General features: G+C 71.8%; 15 protein-coding genes. 10 read left to right on the top strand and 5 right to left on the bottom strand.

The genetic code is table 11. The features are described 5' to 3' along the window. Positions 1-88 precede the first annotated feature (88 nt). Both murC and murG read right to left on the bottom strand, forming a co-directional pair. Entirely contained in the window at positions 89-1,537 is a 1,449-nt protein-coding gene (gene murC / locus BL254_RS04325; protein WP_047221961.1) for a UDP-N-acetylmuramate--L-alanine ligase, read from the bottom strand. A 115-nt stretch (positions 1,538-1,652) separates the two neighbouring features. Further along, positions 1,653-2,783 (bottom strand): undecaprenyldiphospho-muramoylpentapeptide beta-N-acetylglucosaminyltransferase, encoded by a 1,131-nt coding sequence (murG, locus tag BL254_RS04320; RefSeq protein WP_076842583.1) that lies wholly within the window; start codon positions 2,781-2,783, stop codon positions 1,653-1,655. Positions 2,784-3,031: 248 nt separating this feature from the next. On the opposite strand from murG, the gene BL254_RS04315 reads away from it, so the two are divergent. Together BL254_RS04315 and BL254_RS04310 are read left to right on the top strand one after the other, a co-directional pair. After that, on the top strand, positions 3,032-3,307 hold the full coding sequence (locus tag BL254_RS04315) for a hypothetical protein (RefSeq protein ID WP_047221963.1): 276 nt from the start codon (positions 3,032-3,034) through the stop codon (positions 3,305-3,307). Between the two features lie 56 nt (positions 3,308-3,363). Then, positions 3,364-4,098: an NAD(P)-dependent oxidoreductase gene (locus tag BL254_RS04310; protein WP_076842582.1), complete on the top strand. Its 735-nt coding sequence runs from the start codon at positions 3,364-3,366 to the stop codon at positions 4,096-4,098. A 208-nt stretch (positions 4,099-4,306) separates the two neighbouring features. On the opposite strand, the gene ftsW is transcribed toward BL254_RS04310, so the two are convergent. Beyond that, positions 4,307-5,653 carry a putative lipid II flippase FtsW gene (ftsW, locus tag BL254_RS04305; RefSeq protein ID WP_254857790.1) on the bottom strand — a complete coding sequence of 449 codons (1,347 nt, stop codon included), beginning with the start codon at positions 5,651-5,653 and terminating at the stop codon, positions 4,307-4,309. Positions 5,654-6,004: 351 nt separating this feature from the next. Between ftsW and BL254_RS04300 the strand changes: the two genes are divergently transcribed. After that, positions 6,005-7,531, top strand: coding sequence for an FAD-binding oxidoreductase (locus tag BL254_RS04300; RefSeq protein ID WP_047221964.1), 1,527 nt, complete (start codon positions 6,005-6,007; stop codon positions 7,529-7,531). Positions 7,532-7,751: 220 nt separating this feature from the next. Here BL254_RS04300 and BL254_RS04295 read toward each other — a convergent pair whose 3' ends face one another. Then, positions 7,752-8,783 carry a hypothetical protein gene (locus BL254_RS04295; protein WP_076842580.1) on the bottom strand — a complete coding sequence of 344 codons (1,032 nt, stop codon included), beginning with the start codon at positions 8,781-8,783 and terminating at the stop codon, positions 7,752-7,754. Positions 8,784-9,487: 704 nt separating this feature from the next. On the opposite strand from BL254_RS04295, the gene pgeF reads away from it, so the two are divergent. The 3 genes from pgeF to murD are packed head-to-tail and all read left to right on the top strand — an operon-like array spanning position 9,488 to position 13,069. Then, positions 9,488-10,345, top strand: a complete 858-nt coding sequence (pgeF, locus tag BL254_RS04290; protein WP_052914333.1) for a peptidoglycan editing factor PgeF — start codon at positions 9,488-9,490, stop codon at positions 10,343-10,345. Next, positions 10,342-11,670, top strand: coding sequence for a hypothetical protein (locus BL254_RS04285; protein ID WP_052914334.1), 1,329 nt, complete (start codon positions 10,342-10,344; stop codon positions 11,668-11,670). Before pgeF ends, BL254_RS04285 begins: the two co-directional genes overlap by 4 nt. Continuing rightward, on the top strand, positions 11,645-13,069 hold the full coding sequence (gene murD / locus BL254_RS04280; RefSeq protein ID WP_217699225.1) for a UDP-N-acetylmuramoyl-L-alanine--D-glutamate ligase: 1,425 nt from the start codon (positions 11,645-11,647) through the stop codon (positions 13,067-13,069). Before BL254_RS04285 ends, murD begins: the two co-directional genes overlap by 26 nt. Positions 13,070-13,163: 94 nt before the next feature. Here murD and BL254_RS04275 read toward each other — a convergent pair whose 3' ends face one another. Further along, on the bottom strand, positions 13,164-15,980 hold the full coding sequence (locus tag BL254_RS04275) for a hypothetical protein (protein WP_076842578.1): 2,817 nt from the start codon (positions 15,978-15,980) through the stop codon (positions 13,164-13,166). A gap of 321 nt (positions 15,981-16,301) precedes the next feature. Here BL254_RS04275 and BL254_RS04270 point away from each other — a divergent pair, with 321 nt between their 5' ends. The 4 genes from BL254_RS04270 (at position 16,302) to BL254_RS28135 (ending at position 19,091) form a co-directional block, all read left to right on the top strand. Next, a complete protein-coding gene (locus tag BL254_RS04270; protein ID WP_047221968.1) occupies positions 16,302-16,631 on the top strand; it encodes a CATRA system-associated protein in 330 nt (109 codons plus the stop codon). Next, positions 16,624-18,318 carry a CATRA conflict system CASPASE/TPR repeat-associated protein gene (locus tag BL254_RS04265; RefSeq protein WP_047221969.1) on the top strand — a complete coding sequence of 565 codons (1,695 nt, stop codon included), beginning with the start codon at positions 16,624-16,626 and terminating at the stop codon, positions 18,316-18,318. The genes BL254_RS04270 and BL254_RS04265 overlap by 8 nt, the downstream gene beginning before the upstream one ends. 207 nt (positions 18,319-18,525) lie before the next feature. Next, positions 18,526-18,783, top strand: a complete 258-nt coding sequence (locus BL254_RS28140) for a hypothetical protein (RefSeq protein ID WP_083730828.1) — start codon at positions 18,526-18,528, stop codon at positions 18,781-18,783. Then, entirely contained in the window at positions 18,780-19,091 is a 312-nt protein-coding gene (locus tag BL254_RS28135; protein ID WP_254857788.1) for a hypothetical protein, read from the top strand. The genes BL254_RS28140 and BL254_RS28135 overlap by 4 nt, the downstream gene beginning before the upstream one ends. Positions 19,092-19,109: the final 18 nt, after the last annotated feature.

Below are 19,109 nucleotides of genomic sequence, written 5' to 3'. Positions count from 1 at the left end.
TCCGCTGACCAGGCCAGGCAGTCGAGCGACCAGGCCGAACGATCAGGTGGCAGCGAACGAAATCAGCGAGCGTGGCCAGCGAGCGAGGTCAGCGGGCGTGGGAGGCCCGTTCGGCGAGGACGCGCAGCAGCTCGCCGCCGAGAAGCGTCACATCGCCGGCACCGACCGTCAGCACCAGATCGCCCGGACGGGTGAACGCCGCAACCTGGTCCGCCGCGGCCGACCAGGACGGCTCGTAGACGACCCGGCCGGCCGGCAGTGGCACCTGCGCGGCGACGCTCGCGCCGCTGACCCCGGGGATCTGCTGCTCCCCCGCGCCGAAGACGTCCATGACCACGACCGCGTCGGCGAGGCCGAGAGCGGCGCCGAACTCGGCGGCGAAGGCCGCCGTCCGACTGTAGAGATGCGGCTGAAAGGCCACCACCACGCTGCCGCCGTCGACGATGTCGCGCGCGGCCCGCAACACGGAGACGACCTTGGTCGGATGGTTGGCATAGTCGTCGATCACTCGGATGCCGCCCGCGGTGCCCTTGGTCTCGAAACGGCGACGGGCCCCGGCGAACCCGGCCAGCCCCTCCAGCAGGCCGGCGGCGGGCAGGCCGAGCTCCAGCCCGGCGGCGAGCGCCCCGGCGGCGTTGTGCAGGTTGTGCCGGCCGGGCACCCGCAGGCTCAGCTCGCCCAGGCGCCGCCCGCGGACGACCACCTCACAGGTCGAGCCGGCAGCGGAGACCATCGGCAGCTCCACCCGGACGTGGGCGTCCACCGATTCGCCGTAGGTGGTGACCCGCGGGACCTTTCCGCCGTCGCGCTCCCGCTCCCGCAGGGCCGCGACCAGTCGGGCGGCGCCCGGATCGTCCGCGCAGGCCACCACGAAACCGTTCGGGTCGACCCCGTCGAGGAACCGGGCGAAGGCGGCCTCGACGTCCTCGGGCCGCTGGTAGTAGTCGAGATGGTCGGCTTCGACGTTGGTGACGATCGCGCCGGAGGGCGCCAGGAGCAGGAAACCGCCGTCGCTCTCGTCCGCCTCGGCGACGAAGATCTCGCCGGTGCCGGCGTGCGCGTTGGAGCCGGCCTCGTTGATGTCGCTGCCGATGACGAACGACGGGTCGGCGCCGCAGGCCTGCAACGCGACAGTGACCATCAGGCTGGTCGTCGTCTTCCCGTGGGTGCCGGCGACGGCCAGCCCACGCGTCCCGCGCATCAGCGCCGCGAGCGCGGCGGACCGGGAGACGACGCGCAGGCCGCGCCTGCGGGCCGCCTCGACCTCGGGGTTCCCGTCCGGGATCGCCTGGGAGACGATCAGGGTACGGGCATCGCCGAGATGGGCTGGATCGTGACCGACCGTCACCACAGCGCCGAGCGCCCGCAACGCGGCCAGCCGGCGGGTGTCCCTGGCGTCGCTGCCGGACACCGACGCGCCGCGCCGCATCAGCAGCCGCGCCAGCCCGCTCATGCCGGCGCCGCCGATCCCGACGATATGGACGCGGTCGAACTCGTCCGGTAGGGCCGGAGCTGTCACAGTGACATCTTGCCCCATCCGCCGTCCGAGACCAGGTCTTTGGGAGGCCGCGCGTGGCGCGGCGGCGTCTTCAGGCAGGCCGCGCGTGGCGCGGCGGCGTCTTCAGGCAGGCCGCGCGTGGCGCGGCGGGTCTTCAACGGGCCGCGTGGCGCGGCGGCTGCCGCCGGCGGGACGCCGCAGCCTCCCGGATCATCGCGACGATCGCGTTCGCGGCGTCGGGATGCCCGGACCCGGCGCAGGCGGCCGACATCTTCGCCAGCCGCTCGGCGGAGGTCAGCACGGGCAGCAGTTCCGTACGGATCCACTGCGCGGACAGGTCGGCGTCGTCCACGATGAGGCCGCCGCCGGCCTCCACCGTCGGCAGGGCGTTACGCCGCTGCTCGCCGTTGCCGTGTGGGAGCGGGACGTAACCGGCGGGCAGGCCCACCGCGGCCAGCTCCGCGCAGGTCATCGCGCCGGAGCGGCACAACGCCATGTCCGCGGCCGCGTAGGCCGACGCCATGTGGTCCAGGTACGGCCGGACGACGTAGGGCGCGGGCAGCCGTGCCGGCAGCTCCGCGAGCACCGTGTCGGCGTTCTTCGGCCCGGCCGCGTGCAGGACCTGCACCCCGCTCGACGTGATCTCCCCGGCCACCGAGACGGTCACGTCGTTGAGCCGGCGGGCCCCCTGGGAACCGCCGAAGACCAGCAGCGTCGGCAGGTCGGGGTCGAGGCCGTAACCGGCCCGCGCGGCCCGGGCCGCCGCCGGGGAACGGTCCAGGCTCAGGATCTCCGGGCGCAGCGGGATGCCGGTCAGCCGCCCGCCACGCAGCGGCGTGTTCGGGTAGGACACCGCGACATAGGAGGTGAACCTGGCACCGATCCGGTTGRCCACGCCCGGCAGCGGGTTCGCCTCGTGCACGACGATCGGGATGCCCGCCCGGCGCGCGGCCAGGTAGGCGGGGACGGAGACATACCCGCCGAAGCCCACGACCACGTCCGCGCGCACCTGGGCGAGCGCCGCCGACGCCTGGCTGACCGCCCCGGCCAGCCGTCCGGGCACGGTGAGCAGGGACGGCGTGGGCCTGCGCGGCAGCGGCACCTTCGACACCGTCGCGAGCTCGTAGCCGCGGGCCGGCACCAGCCGGGCCTCCAGCCCGGACGCCGTCCCCAGCAGGGTCAGACGCAGCCGGGGGTCGGCGGCGCGCAGGGCGTCCGCGACGGCCAGCGCCGGTTCGACATGACCCGCCGTGCCACCGCCGGCGAGTACCACACTCCTCAGCATCGCCCACGACGATGGCACATCCTGGCCGCGGGCCGCTCCCCGGGTGCCGTCACCGGCCCCGCCCGTCCCGGTGGCGCCGCTGGGGACCCCGCTGGGAACTGGCGGAAAGGGCATGTCAACGCCGTATTTCAACTTTGTCTACCTGCCTGGTCGGGCATGGACGCCGCGTCCGCAACGATGGTGCACTGCAACTAAATGTCCGGCGTGCCCGCAGCCGCGCGCCGACCGCCCGGACGGGAAGGGAACCCATGACGAGCGTGAGCGCACCGACCCCGCACCAGGCCGAGGCGGCGGAGACAGCCACGGCGGCGGGGGCGGCCACGGTGGCGGGGACGGCCGAGGCGCCCGGGATACCGGCGCAGGCCGCCGCGCCGCGGGGCCTGGTCCTCGGCGTCCAGTTGCCCCTGCCGTGGGGGATCCCCGTCCGGCGGGCGCTCGACGACGCGCTCGGCGGTGAGCCCGGCATCGAGATCGTCGATGTTCCCGCGACGGGGATCCGGACCGCCGGCCGCGGGTCCTGCTGATCGGGCCGGGCCTGCGCGCCGAGCGGCCGCCGGCCTGGTTCGGCGAGGTCGAGTGGGTGCACACCGTCTCCGCCGGGATCGACAGCTACCCGTCCTGGCTGCTGTCGGCACCTGTGGTGACCTGCTCCCGCGGCCTGCACGCCACGCAGATCAGCGAGTGGGTGGTGACCGCGCTGCTCACCGGGGCCAGGCAGAGCTCCTGGGTCACCGCGCCGGTCACCTTCCCCCGGCCGACGCCGGGCGCCCTGCTCGCCGGTTCGACGCTGGGGATCGTCGGCTTCGGGGAGATCGGGCATGCGGTGGCCCGCCGCGCGCTCGCGCTCGAGGTCGACGTGGTGGCGCTGCGACGGCGGGACCGGCCGAGCCCTGTGGACGGCGTCCGGCTGCTGCCCGACCTCGCCGGCCTGCTGGCGGTGAGCGACGCCGTGCTGCTCAGCGCCGCGGCCACCCCCGAAACCCACCATCTCATCAACGAGACGACGTTGCGCCAGGTGAAGCCCGGCGTGYACCTACTGAACATCGCCCGGGGCACCCTCATCGACCAGGAGGCGCTGCGGACCGCCCTCGACGACGGCCGGGTCCGCCTGGCCAGCCTCGACGTGACCGGCCCGGAGCCCCTGCCGGCCGACCACTGGCTGTTCGCCCACCCCCAGGTACGGATCAGCCCACACATCTCAGGCTGGGCCCCCGACCTGGAACGGGCCATCGCCCGACGGTTCCACGAGAACCTGCTGCGCTACCGCTCCGGCCAGCCCCTGATCGGCCTCGTCGACCCCACAGTGGGGTACTGAGGAGAGTACCGAGGACCCGCCCCAACCGGCCGTCCCGGGCACACGGGCGCATGGCACAACCGGTGGGTGCGCGCATGAGCATGATCGCGCCCGTGGCCCGTAGACGGGCAGGGCGGCCCCGCGGCCGTGGGTCAGCGGCCGAGGGCGGCGGTGGCGGCGTCGGCCAGGCGGCGGGCGCAGGCAAGCCGACGGAGCACCAGCGGGCGGGTCACCAGCGGGCGGAGACCCGCGGATCGTCCTCACGGCGGACGTCCGCGCGGTAACCGCCATGGGGCGGCTGCTGGGCGTGGAGACGCCGCCGCCAGTGGTCGGTGCCGGCACGGTCCCGCGCGTCGCGCCGGGCCGCCGCCCGGGAGCTGATCAACGCGGCGGCCGCCGGCTCGTTGCGGGCGAACGACAGCAGCATGCCCACCGTGAGCATCGTCGGGACCAGCGCGGAGCCCCCGAAGGACACCAGCGGCAGCGGAATGCCGGTGATCGGCAACAGCCCCACCACGGCCCCCATGTTGACCACCGCCTGGCCGATGATCCAGCCGGTGGCCGCCGCGGCGGCAAGCTGGGTGAACGGGTCGGTGCTGCGGTGGGCGACCCGGATGCCGGCGAACCCGAGCACGGCGAAGAGCATGATGACGACCAGCGTGCCGAGCAGGCCCAGTTCCTCCCCGATGATGGCGAGGATGAAGTCGGTGTGGGCATTGGGCAGCAGCCCCGGCCACTTCTCCCGGGAGGCGCCGAGGCCCTCTCCCCACCAGCCTCCGGAGGCCAGCGCGTACAGGCCCTGCACCGCCTGGAAGCCGGTGTCGTGGGCGTCCGCGAAGGGATCGCGATAGGACATCAGCCGTTCCAGCCGGTACGGCTCCCGGACGGCCAGGATGGTTCCGACCAGCAGGATCGCCCCGCTGAGCGCGGCGAACACCCGCAGCGGCGTCCCGACCACCCACAGCAGGGTGAGCAGGACGGTCAGCACCACGATCGTCGTGCCCATGTCCGGCTCAAGCATGATCAGAACGGAGATCAGCAGCGCGCCGGGAACGAGCGGCACCAGCAGGTGCYTCCAGTCCCCCAGCAGCCTGCGTTTGCGTACCAGCAGATCGGCGCCCCACAGGACGAGAGCGAGTTTCGCGATCTCACTGGGCTGTAGCGTGTACGGCCCGAACTCGATCCACCGCTGGGCACCGTTGAGCGACTTACCGAGTGGTGTCAGCACGACCAACAACAACAACAGGGAAACGACCATCGTGGGATAGGCCAGCAGCCGGAACACCCGGACCGGCAACCGGCTGCCGAGCACCAGCAGGGGCAGGCCGATACCCACCCAGGTCGCCTGGCGGGCAAACACCGCGTATGGGGAGCCCAGTTCCTCGAAGGCACGCACGCTGGAGGCGGAAAGCACCATGATCAGGCCGAACAGCAACAGCAGTCCGGCGGAGAACAGCAGCAGGTAGTAGGACGCCAGCGGCCGGGCCAGCAGCGGCACCCGGGCGTCGTCACCGCCGCCCGTGCCCGGCCGGGAAACACCGGGCCGGGGCGGACTCGTCGTCACCAGACCGGTCATGCCACTCACCCCGACACCCTCCCCGGCACCATCCCGGCACGTCCTTTCGCTCTCGCCCCCGACGAATCCCCGGAGCACCGGGACGAACGCGCTCCGGCGCGAAACACCGTTACGCCTTCCACCGAATAGTCCATGCCGGAGGCCCTTTCGACACCGACCATCGCGGGCGTGTCGGGCATCAACCGACGGAACCACCGGACGTACCGAACAACAATCAACCCTGCGCAGTCGCCCGGATATGCGAAGCAGCAGATCATCACAACGGTGATACGTGTTGTCGTAACCGGCCCACCGACCCGTCCCGCCGTCGGGCCAGCTACGACGAAGAGATCACGAGGAAGAGCCTGAGCCATGGCCCGAGACCCCGTACTGGAAACACTGCGTGATGCGATAGGCGACACGCGCGTGCTGACCGACCCCGACATCGTCGCCGGCTACGTCGGAGACTGGACCGGGCGCTTCGTCGGCCGGACGGCCGCCGTCGTCCGGCCGGTGAGCACCGCCGGGGTGGCCGCGGTCGTGGAGATCTGCGCCCGGTACGGGACCCCGCTGGTGCCCCAGGGCGGCAACACCGGGCTCGTCGGCGGCGGGGTGCCCACCCGCGGGGAGATCGTGCTGAGCCTGCGCGGGCTCAGCGACACCCTGTCGGTCGACACGGCGGCCGCGCAGGCCACCGTCGGCGCGGGCGTGCTGGTCAGCAGCCTGCACCGGGCGGCGTCCGCCGCCGGCCTCGCCTACGGCGTGGACCTCGCCAGCAGGGACAGCGCCACGGTCGGCGGCACCGTCGCGACGAACGCCGGCGGCCTGCGCGTCCTGCGTCACGGGGACACCAGGACCCAGCTGCTCGGCGTGGAGGCCGTCCTGGGTGACGGCAGCGTCGTCTCCCATCTCGCCGGCCTGCCCAGGGACAACACCGGCTACCATCTGCCGTCCCTGCTCGCGGGCAGCGAAGGGACGCTCGGCGTGGTCACGGCGGTGCGGGTCCGGCTGGTACCGGCCACCCGGGCGCGGGCGGTCGGGCTGCTCGGCTTCGCCTCGGTGGAGCGGGCCGTGACCGCGGCCTCCCAGCTGCGCAACGGCCTGCCCGCGCTCGCGGCCGCCGAGCTGATGCTCTCCCCCGGCCTGGAGCTGGTGATCCACGCCTGCCATCTGTCCCGGCCGCTGCGGGGCCAGCACCCGGCCTACCTGCTGGTCGAGATCGCGGACGAGACCGGCGTCTACGCGGGGGGCGGCGTCACCGCCGGCGGCATCCCCGGCAGCACTGTCGGGGATGCCGGTGCCGGGAGTGTCGGTATCGGTGGTGGCAGCCTGGTCGGGCGGGCCACCGTGCTGGAGACGCTGGCGGACGCCGTCGCCAGCCTGCCGGGGGTCCAGGACCCGTCCCTGGCGGGCGACGCGCGCGGCTGCCGCGCCCTGTGGGCCTACCGGGAACGGCACACCGAATCGATCAACACCTTTGGCACGCCCATCAAGATGGACGTGACCCTGCCGCTGGACGTCCTGCCCTCGTTCGTCGAGACGGTCCCGGCCACCGTCGCGGGAATCGCACCCGAGGCGAGGACCTGGCTGTTCGGTCACGTCGCCGAGGGCAACGTGCACGTCAATGTCACCGGCACCGGCACCGGTAGCGGCGGCAGGAGCAGGGGCAGGAGCACCGGCGGGGACGCCGAGGATCGGCGGATCGAGGACGCCGTGTTCGGGCTCGTCGCCGACAACGGCGGCAGTATCAGCACGGAGCACGGGATCGGCACCGCGAAACGCCGCTGGCTGCCGCTGAACCGCTCACCCAGCGAGATCGCCGCGTTCCGCCGTCTCAAACAGGCTCTCGACCCCGCCGGCATCCTCAACCCGAACGTCCTTCTGCCGGAGGCACCCTGACCGGCCGGCGGCATCCTGACCGGCCGGCGGACCCGACCAGCCCGCGGACGCCGGGACGGGCCCGGCCGCGCCGGAACAAAGCCGGCCAGGACACGGCCGTGTCGGCACTCGGCCGTGTCGGCACTCGGCCGTGTGCCGACACTCGGCCGTGCCTGCGCTCGGAGGGATGAGCACGGGCACGAAACCCGGCTGAGCGGGACGAGGTGACGCCGGGGGGCCGTCAGCCGACGTCGACGTCCTTGAGCAGGTCCGCGGCCGCCAGGAAGAACGACCGGATCTCCTGGAGGTAGTCACGGGAGCCGAAAGCCTTCGTCGGCGTGACCGAGGCCGCGGCGTCGACCCCGGCCACCGTGACACCGCACCGGGCCGGCCGGCCGAGCGCCCTGATCGCGACAAGCTGCTGGTAGGGCACGTAGATCTGGGTGGTGACGGCGACCACGTGGTCGCGTGGTGTCAGCGGGCTCCTGGTGCGCCAATAGGTCAGCTGGTCGAACGTGTTCGCCCGGCGGGCGTCCGGGTCGGCCGACGGCGCGACCACGACCGTCACGTCCGCGACCGCCCCGCCCGGCCAGCGTAGCCAGGCGGTGGCCGTCCGCTCCTCGCCGTCCCCGCCGTCCGGGAGCCTGCCGTCGATCTCCGGCAGCCCTCGCAGCTCCCAGGTGGCGCGGGCCGCGGCGACCACGGCGTCCGCCTCGGTCGTCATCCGGCGTCCCGGCAGCAGCCATTCGGTCAGGCCCAGCGCGTCCGCCTGACTCCGCTCGGCGGTGGAGAGATCACGGGCGGCCGTGGTGACAACGACATCCCCGGGACGGGGCTCGCCGCGCTGGAACGACCGGGCGCGGTGCAGGCGGTTGACATTGGCCCGCACCGCGCCGGCGAGAACGACCAGGCGCGACGCGTCCGCGAGCGGCGGCTCGGTCGCGTCGACCATGCCGAGCGCCCGCGCGGCGGCGACGGCCAACTCCCCGGGGATGARCCGGTCCCCGACGACCGCGGCGTCACTCTCGATCGCGCCACGCTCCCGGTTCCGGCGGAAGTCCCAGTCCACGCAGCGCTGACAGAGCTCGCCCAGCAGCCGACGCGGGTCGGCGGAACCAGCCCAGCCCCATCCGGACGCCTTCGCCAGCGCCTGGACCGGCTCACCGGACAGCCACGCCCACAGGCTCTCCAGCAGGACGGCGTCGGGGACACCGCCGGCCGGCCACCTCGGGACGTCGACCGGGTCGAAGGCCGGTGAAGCATCGCGCCGCACGGCACGCCYCCCCCTCGTGGCGGGGCCGTCCACGCTCACGCCGGGGTCATACGCACGCGGACGGGCCCTGAAACGGTCCCTGTAGGGCTGCTGTCCCGGTACGTTACGCCCCGCCGCACATCACGCCCCGCCGGCAGCCGCTCCCCGGCGGATCTTCCCACCGGAGGCCGTGGCCCGCGAACACGTGGCCCGAACGTCGTGACCGTTGGTAGAAGTGGCGGGTCGGCAGCGTGACACGAGACCGGCAGCGTGACACGAAGCGGACGTGTCGTAAGTGAGCACGCTGTCGCCGCGCCACAACCAGGTTGATGATCGCGGGGATACGGACGTTAGAATGGAATATTCCCGTGTTCCGCATTCTTACCGTATGCCCGCCGGTAACGGGCACCGACCCGCCGGCCCGGCCATGACGGTGCTACGATCCGGTTCAGGTGAACAAATGCGGGCCGAAGGAGGCGGAACGGCGGACACAATCCTCGACGCCCGCCCGGTCGGACGCAGGCCACCTCGAGCCGGAAACGACTGGTTCGTCGGCAGCACCACCGGACGTCGTTCAACCGGACATCGTTCAGAGAAATCATAACCTCCACGCTTCCGTCCAAGGATTTCCACAGCATTCTCCAGGCTGTCCCCGGAATCGGAAGAGAAGGTTCTTACAACCCTGGGACAACGACCGCCAAGGTCGGGAATCGAGGCCGGGAACAATGTCCACGAGCACGGCCGAAGCGCACTTCCAGCGGACCGCCCCAGGTCTGCGGGTGCTGCGCTGGCCGGCCCTGAACGGACACGGCGTGGACGCTTTCGTCACGACCCGTGACGGCGGGGTGTCCACCGGCCGCTACGCGTCGCTGAACCTCGGCCTGCACGTCGGGGACGACGACGCGGCCGTGCTGGCGAACCGGGCGAAGGTGGCCGACGCCCTCGGCGCGGAGCTGGACGACTTCGTGTTCTGCGAGCAGGCCCACCGCCGCAACGTGGTCGTCGTCACCGACGAGCACCGCGGCCGGGGCGCCCGCTCGGCCGCGGACGCGATACCGGCGACCGACGCGCTCGTGACCACCGTTCCCGGTGTCATCCTCGTCGTCATGGTGGCCGACTGCGTCCCGCTCGTCCTGCACGACCCGGTGGCCGGCGTCCTGGCCTGCGTGCACGCCGGCTGGGGCGGGACCGTCCGCGGGGTCACCCCCGCCGCCGTGACGGCCATGCGCCAGCTCGGCAGCGAACCGCGCGACATCGTCGCCTGTGTCGGGCCGGCCATCCACCCCGACCGCTACCAGGTCGGTGCGGACGTCGTCGACGCGGCCCGCGCCGCCTTCGGCGACCAGCTCGACACGGTGGTGCGACCCGACGGCACCGGCCGATGGACCTTCGACCTGTGGCGGGCCAACACCCTGCAACTGGTCGCCGCGGGCGTGCCGGCGGGCCAGGTGCACGTCACCGCCCTCGACACCGGCCCGGACAGCCCGTTCTTCAGCCACCGGGCCGGCGGCCCGTGCGGCCGGTTCGCCGCCGTGGCCCGGCTGCGCGAAAAGGACCAGCCGCACGAAAAGGACCAGCCGTGACGGCATCACCTCCGCGCGGGGAGAGCTTCCGCTACGTCGGCTACGACATCGACGTGTCCCGTAACCGGCTGGTGTGCCGCTACCGGCTGGACGGGCGGGACTTCCGCGAGGAGATCACTTTTCCCGACGGCGGCGCCTGGGACGAGCCGGCGGCCGCCGAGACGGCCCGGCTGATCTTCCTGCTGGCCGCGGTCTCCTACTACAAGTCCGCCGCCCCGCCGGTGGTCGACCTCGGTGACACCGCGGTGACGGACACCGAACGCGCGTTCCTCCGCGAGTTCTACCTGGACGGCCTGGGCGAGTTCGCCTACCGCAACAACCTCGACCTCTCCGGCCTGCGGATCGTCGGCCCCCGGTTGGAACGGACGGCGCCGGTGGCGTTCAGCCCCCGCGACGGCCGGCCGCTGGTGCCCTTCGGCGGCGGAGTGGACTCCATCGTCACCGCCGAACTCCTCCGGCCGCTGGCGAAGGACCCGGCGCTGTTCGTGGTCAACCGGCCCGGGGACCGTTTCGACGCCATCGAACGGCCCGCCCGCGTCACCGGTTTCCCGGTCGTGCGGGCGGAACGGCTCATCGACCCCCAGCTGTTGCGCTCGGCGGAGCTCGGTTTTCTCAACGGGCACGTCCCGGTCACCGGAATCCTCTCGGCGATCGCGCTCCTGGCGGCCGTCCTGGACGGGCGGGACGCCGTGGTGATGTCCAACGAATGGTCCGCGTCGGTGGGCACCGTCGAGGTCGACGGCCGATCCGTCAACCACCAGTATTCCAAGAGCGAGGGGTTCGAGAACTCCCTGCGCTCGGTGCTGGCGGAAACACTGGCCGGCGGGCCGGACTACTTCTCGCTGCTGCGCCCGTTCACCGAGCTGTGGATCGCCCGCCGGTTCGCCGCGCTGCCGCAGTACTTCGACCATTTCCGCAGCTGCAACCGCGCTTTCCACATCGACCCGGCACAGCGGCTGGACAGGTGGTGCGGCCGCTGCGACAAATGCTGTTTCATCGACCTGGTCCTCGCTCCCTTCATGGCCGAACCGGCGCTGCGACGGGTGTTCGACGGCCGTGAGCCGCTGGCCGACGTGACGCTGCTGGGCCGCTTCCGCACCCTGCTGGGGCTGTCCGCGGACAACAAGCCCTGGGAGTGCGTCGGTGACGTCACCGAGTGCCGGGCCGCCACCGCGCTGGCCGCCCCGCGTCACGACCGGGCCGGCTCCGCCGTGCTGGCCGCGCTCGGCCCCCTGCCCAAGGAGCCCGCGCTCGAGGAACTGCTCGTCCCCCATGGCCGCCACTTCGTCCCGGACCGGTATGCGCCCGACGATCTCCTGGTCTGACCTGCACGGCCGCGCGGTCGGCATCTACGGCCTGGGACGCGAGGGCGAGGCCAACCTGCGGGCCTGCCTCGCCCGGGGAGTCGACCCGGTGCTCGTCGACGACGCCCCCGGCCGGGCCCACGTCGAGGGCCGGCCGCTGCTGGCAACCGCCGCCGGCGGGTTCGACGCACTCACCCACTGTGACATCGTCGTCAAGACGCCGGGGATCTCCCGTTACGGCGAGACCGTGCGGGCCCTTCAGCGGCGCGGCATCCCGGTGGTGGGCGGGGTGGGCCTGTGGCTCGCCGAAGCCGACCGGTCGAAGGTGCTGTGCGTGACCGGCACCAAGGRCAAGAGCACGACCTCGGCGATCGCCGGGCACCTGCTGACCCGCCTCGGCTACCGCTGCCTGGTCGCGGGCAACATCGGCCTGCCGCCGCACGACCCACAGGCCGGCGACGAGTACGACTTCTGGGTCGTCGAGATCTCCAGTTACCAGGCGACCGACCTGGCGTGCTCCCCGCCGGTGGTCGCGCTGACCTCCCTGCATCCCGACCATCTGCCCTGGCATCGCGACGATCCCGAGACGTACTACCGCGACAAGCTGTCCGCCTGCTCGCAGCCCGGCGCCGAGCTGACCGTCGCCAACGGCGACAGCGACCTGATCCGCGCCCACCGGCACCTCCTCGGCCCGAAGGTGCACTGGGTGCACGCCGACGACGGCACCACCTGCTCCGCCGACATCGCCGGCCCGGCTGTCCCCGTTGGCTCTGCCGGCTTTGCCGGCCCCCTTGGTACTGCCGGTGCTGACGCCGCCGGTGACGCCGGTGACTGGACCCGCCCACTGGGGCTGCTCGGCCGGCACAACCGGCGCAACGCGGTGATCGTCAGGGCCTGCCTGCGGGCGCTCGGCGTGCCCGAGGCGGACGACGACGACGCCCTACGGGCCGCCGCGGCGGGCTTCGCCGGCCTGGACAGCCGACTGAAGATGATCGGCTCGGTGGACGGGGTCAGCTTCGTCGACGACAGCCTGTCGACGAACGTCCTGCCGACACTGGCGGCCGTGGACGCCTTCGACGACCGCCGGGTCGCACTCATCGTCGGCGGCTACAGCCGCGGCATCGACTACCGCCCGCTCGCCGTCGGCCTGCGCGACCGCACCCTGGACACGTTCGTCCTCACCGTGCCGGACAACGGCCCGGACATCCGCCGCCAGGTCACCCAGACCGGCGCCGGCCCGCACGTCACCGTGGTGGACACGCCCGATCTCGCCACCGCCGTCGCCGAGGGCTACCGCTGGGCGAAACCCGACGGCGTCGTCCTGCTCTCACCGGCGGCGGCGAGCTTCGGCCGCTTCCGCGACTACCGCGACCGCGGCGCCGCCTTCGCCCTCGCCATGCACAACTGCCACGCCACCTGACACCGGGTCACCTGACGTTCTGAAGGACGCCGACGTTCTGAAGGACGCGGTGGCCGCGTGCTGGTCGTGCGGTACTGGCTGTGCGCGGCACTGGTTATGCGCCCGCCGACACCAGGCCGTAACCGGCCGCTTCCTTGAGCAGTTCCTTCTCTTTCGGGTGGAGCACCCCCGCGGCTTGCTCAGGTGACAGCGTCGCCAGCTTGACGGTGGCGGGATCGACATTGTCGGGATCGGCATCGTCGGGCTTGGGAGTCGCGGCGAGGAACAGCCGCCGCAGACCGAAGATCTTCTCAAGCAGATCCATGGACTTCAGGCAGTCGTCGCTGTCGGTGTGGGCAGGGGCGAGGTCCGACCGTTCCCGCAGGGAGTCCGCGACGAGGACGCTCGCCTGACGGAGCAGGTCCAGGCGGGTCGCGGTGCCGACCCCGACCACCGGGGCGTCGTCATTCCCAGCGTTCTTCCGCCGGGGGTCGACACCGGCGAGTGCGCCGTAGTAGAGCGCCAGACCACGCCCCGACGTGCACGCCGCGATCGACGAGATGACGACCCCGTGGAACCGCTCGAGCCGCATCTCCCGAAGCCGGGAGTATCCCTCGTACGCGGCGTGGAACCAGTGGTGCGCGTTGGCGCCACCGGTCAGTTTGCCCAGCCGCACGTATGTCCCGAGCATGTTGAACTCGGCCCTGTCGATCTCGGGATCGTTCAGGCGCCTGCGTTCGTCCAGCGAGCGTTGCAGGAGCTCCATGGCCTCGGYCAACGCCGGCTCCTCGGGCGCACCGTCCTTGCCGGCCTTCTTCCGCAGCAGCAGGCCACGCATCGCCATCGCCCGGGCGGCCCGGATCCTGCCCTCGACGGTGCTGTCGGTGCTCGCCAACCGCTCGGCCTCACTGGCAAAGGCAAGGCCCTCATCGAACTCGTCCAGCGTGGCCTTGCTGTTCTGGTTGGCCCAGCGGGCCCGGCCGTAGAGGCATTCAGCCACCAGCGGGGCGTCCCGGGCCGGGTCGAAATACCCACCGGCCTCGGCGTAGAGCTCCGATGCCTCCTCGACCATGGAACGCAGCTCAAGAACACGCGCRACACCGTGCAGGACCAGACCGTGACGGTGTGGCTCCAGTCCCGCGAGCGAATCCGGCTGGGCGGCGGACGCGTACAGGTCGCTGACCGTGGAGTTGTCCGCGAGGCGCGTGAGCAGTTGCCAGCCGGGGCCGGTGCTCGCCAGCGCGGCCCAGCCGGGCAGCCCGGCGGACGCGCCCTGGGTCATCACATGACGTTCTTTCTGAATCTCCGCGCGTAACAGCCGGTGCATCTGCACGGTGGTGACGCGGTTCTGGGTACGGGTGGCGAGCAGGCCGATGTCCCGCAGGGTGTCCAGTGGGGCGCTGTCGTCCAGCCCGAGGGCGGCGGCGAGATCGTCCAGGGGCAGGAGCACCGGTGGCGCCCATGCCACGGCGTGCGCGGCGTCGAGCGCGGCCTGGTCATCGGCCAGGATGCCGGCGGCCAGCCGCCAGACAACAGCCGGGCCGCTCTCCTGCGTGCCCGTCTGCCCCGGGCCCGCAAGCGGCTGCCAGGCGCCGGCTGCCTCCAGCCGCCGCAGCGCCTCGTAGATCAGCGGCCTGCCCTGGGTCACCCGCCGGAGCCGCTCCGGCAGATCGGCCATGTCCGTGGACTTCAGCGGCTCGACGACGATCGGCTCGACCCCCGGGAAGAAGGTGCCCCAAGCCGTGTTCGTGGTCGTCACGATCAGTGTCTGGCCGGGCTTGACGGTCCGCGGCAGAAAATCCCGGATCTTCTCCGGAGGCCCGTCGGCGTTGTCGATGACGACAACCCAGGGCGCGTCGCTGTCCTCCAGCCGCCGCAGCGCCGCCAGGGCGTACGGCTCATGGTCGGCGTCGTCCGTCACAGGGCCGACACGCGACATCTGCTCCAGCTCCGCCCGGGCCAGTTCGGCGCGCAGCGACAGCCGGTCACTCGCGTTCAGAAACCACCCGTACCCGGCGTCGGCGCCGCGAGCCCGCTCGTAGGCCAGCAGGGATTTCCCCATACCCTGTTCCCCGCACAGCACAATGCGTCCCTGACCGCGCTCGAGGTCTTCCCGGACGCCCGCCCGGCTGGCATAGTCCGAAGGGGCCTGCTCCAGCACCGGCAGCCGCGCGTAGATGGCCGGACTCTGCGCGTCCTGGGGCTTACCGAGCGGGTTACGCGCATGTGGTGACGACGGAATATCCAGCAGCAGCGTCGTCTCATATCCCTTGCCGAGCTCGTCGTGTCCACCGTGGACCGCCTCGTCGAAAGGCGCCGGCTGCTCATCGTCGTGCTCGATAGCCACTCTCACCACGTCCACCGGTATGAGCCATGCCGGCAGCCGGGCCCCGGGCCGCAACTCCAGCACCCCGTCCTCCGCCCCGGAACGGGGCCGGACGATATTCCGGAAATCTGCGCTCTGGCGCAGGTGGCTCTTGTCCAGCGGTCTCCTGACGTCGGCCAGAAGAACGGCGTGCCTGGCCTGTCCCCAGGCGAGCAGCGCGACGACCGGCCGGACCTGCGCCCGTAGCAGCAGCCCCGCGAGCATGAGCACGAGATCGAGGCAGGTGCCCTTCTCCCGGCGGACACGGGCCGGATAGCGGATGCGCTGCCAGCCTGCGTGCAGGCCGCTCCAGGCGTCGAAGCCATAGCGCAGCCTCATCGCGGCAAGCACGTTATAGGCATCTCGGACCACCTCGCGGCCGGCTGCCTCCACGAGATCGGGATTCGTTTCGTTGAAGGCGAGCCCGCCCGGTACTCCGAGGTCATCGAAGGACGCGGGATTCACGTAGCGGGCCAGCGCCGCCGTATCCGCCGTGTCCCAGTCCGGCCAGGGCCGCGCCGCATACTGATCATCTCCGGGGTTTTCCCCCGACCCCCCATACGTCATAACGCGATCGTAACGACATGCATACGACATACCGCGGCATGGTCGTACGCAGCCGAATCGGACGACGCCGCATGACTACGATCGATATCCAGTCGGCTGCTCCTCATGCGGCGTGGCGGGAGCGGCAGCCCGATCGTTCCACGGCCGCTCGACCATCCGGCAGCATCCTCGGCCAGCCCCCGGTCACGTCGTCCAGAGGGCTCGGTCACGTCGCCCAGAGGGCTGGAGCCGTGCAGCTTGGCCGGCGGCCGGCCACGGTCACGCGTCAGGGCCAACGATCCTTGTTGTCAGTCCAGTCGTAACAGGAGTAAGTATGGGCATATGGGGGAAACGTCCAGTGATGATCGAATTCGGGACCAGATCCGGCAGGCACTCGACAACCTGCTGGCCCAGAAGCTGCCATCGGCTGGCTGGGAGCAGGTACGGTCGGCGATCGCCGATATCAGGGAGAGACTCGCATCCGGTGACCTCGACCTCGAAAAGGTGCGCAGCGCCGTTCAAAGCCTGCCTGCCCCCGGTCCGGTGCTGGCGAAAAAACTCCAGGACCGGCCACTCGAGGAGCCCGTCGACGAATACACTCGGGAAAGAATCGGCGAGCTGAAGCATCGCGTGCGTGATCCGAGCGGCGAGCAACCAGCCGACGATGAATGACCTCCCAGCTCTGACCGATCATGAGCTGGTCGTTCACCTGTTCGCCCCCGCCGAGGGGACAACCGGTATTGGCGCCTACCGCGAACTGCGACGCATCTGGTCAGCATGCACAGGCGAACTGGCTATGCACAAGGAGATCACGGCAACCCTTCCCACCGCTCCTCCCATCGATCCGGACCTGCTGACGGAAGGCCCGATCGCCGCCTGCGAGGCGGCTGGCGATGGCGTCATCCAGGCAATTTTCCGTCGCGAGCGCGACACCTTCTGCCTTTCACTGGTCCTGGATCCGGCGAATCCGGTGTCCTGGGCGGATCTGGACCGTCGGTGGTCGCGGATCGTGGCCGGCTCCGCGGATTCCCTGTCCGACACGGAAGATTTCCTGTTCGGCGAGGCCCGGCTGTACCTGGCACAGTCCCATCGGATACCCGCCGACGTCCACCATGCATCCCCTGGCTGCGTGCCCCCCGGCGACACCGCCGGCGGGACAGGCCTCGGCGGGATGAGCCGGGAGCTCGCCGCGGCGGTGCGTGCCGCGATGCCTGGCGATGTCGCCGGGCCGTGGTGGCGCGACGGCGTGCTCGTACCGACCGGTTTCGCCGTCTGGGAAGCGGTCGAACGACGCAGCCCGGACGCCGACGCGCGGGCCGTTCGCCGAATCGCGGCGGTCGCGGCCCATGGTGACGGGGACGCGCTGAGCGAGTGGACATGGACCCCTGGCGGTCTCCGGCTTCCCGCGTTTCCCCGCTATCTTCTACATGCCGCGAGAATCCGCTACCAGATTCGGGTCTGGTCGGTGGAACAGCCGGAACTGCGTCGCATCCGCCGGGAGACGGACGAGGTCATATCGGATCTTCTTCGCCGGCTCGGCACCGGCACCGGTGACGGTAGCGGTGACGTTGACGAGGTATCGGACGCCGAGCTGTTCGACGGTTTACAACGGCTGACCCGTCTCGAGCTCAACGACGCCGGGCTGACCCTCGGATCGACCCGGCTGCGGGAAATCCGCCGTACGGTCGAGATCGCGCGTGCGAACATGGCGAAACGGCTGCCGTGGACCGCCGCGGCGGCGGGCGGCCTGTTCGCCGACGACCGTGAGCTGGCCTCCTGGTTCGACGAGCAGCTCGACGACGACAGCAGCTATGCCGAAGCGACGCGGGAACGCGCCCGCGTCGTCAGCACGATCGTCGAACGGGTAATCCGGCGGCGCCAGCAGCAACGGTCCGGGGAACTCCAGGACATGGAGGACACCCTGTACCAGCGGCAGGAATGGTTCACCCGGGTGCAGACGATGGCTATCGGCGTGGTCGGCATGGTACTCACCGCCGTGCAGACGTTCGGTTATCAGCTCCCGCTTCCAGGGCCCACACAGGCCCCGATGATCGTCCTTCTCGGCGCGGTCACACTCCTGTTGTCGTCGGTCGTCTTCCGGTACCGGCATCCGTCCCGCCACCCGGACCCGTCCCACTCCCCGGAGCGCAGCCGGATGGCGAGCCTGGGATGGCTTGAACCGGTCGCGGTCGGCTGCTCAGGGGCGGCCGGGGTGTGGCTCGCCATTTCCTGGATCTCCTACGATCTGGGCTCCCTCGCCTCGCCCGCGTGGACAGCCGGCCCGGCCGGTGGCGCCTTCGCCCTGTGCACGGCGGGCGCAGCCTGCTTCGCCCGGCGGCGGGCCACCACCACGCCGTGAAAGCGGCGGCCCACGGGACAGCAGACCGGTTATTGATCGTCATGGTGCGGGCGGCCCACGGCACGAGCGGCCCACGGCGTCCGCGCCTGACCGTCCGGACTGACTGGCCGGACCGGTTGGCGACGGCCTGCGGGCCCACCCGGAGAGCCGGGAGAGCAGCAGCCGTTAGATGGCAAAATGTCCGAATAGCGAGTTATACTCGTACACATGTTCGATTCCACAGTGGCCGCTGTCGCCACCGAGGCCACCGCGGCCGTGCCCGCCACCGCCACCGCCACCGGCGCCCAGGCGCACGCGGTGCAGACACGGGTCCTCGCCCGGGGCGGGCGGGGCAGCCACAGCCTGTTCCGCCAGGCCCTGCGCCGCGCCGTCCTCGCGGTGGATCCCGACGGCTCCCACCGCCGGCACACCCACGCGCCCGCGAAGAACGACGGGTCTGGATCCAGCCGGCCGAGAACGGCATGACCGAACTGGGCGCGCTGCTACCCGCCGTCGACGCCCAGGCCATCTACCAGCGCCTGGACACCCTCGCCCGCGCCGCCGCCGACGGGCCGGACGGGCCGGACGGGCCGGACGGGCCGGACGGGCCGGACGGGCCGGCGAGGATGGACGGGCCGGACGGGCCGGCGAGGATGGACGCCCGCCGCGCCGACGCCCTCATCGACATCCTCCTCGGCCACGACCGCGGCACCGACATCTCCGTCGAGGTCGGGGTACTCGTCTCCGCCGCCACCTCCGACCTCAGGCTGTCCCCGACCTCAGGTTGTCCCTGAGTGGGTCGTGCCTTCCCA

Origin of the sequence: Protofrankia sp. BMG5.30 (genome assembly GCF_001983005.1) — a bacterium.
Classification (GTDB): Bacteria; Actinomycetota; Actinomycetes; order Frankiales; family Frankiaceae; genus Protofrankia; species Protofrankia coriariae.
This window is presented reverse-complemented; position numbering and strand designations above follow the sequence as displayed.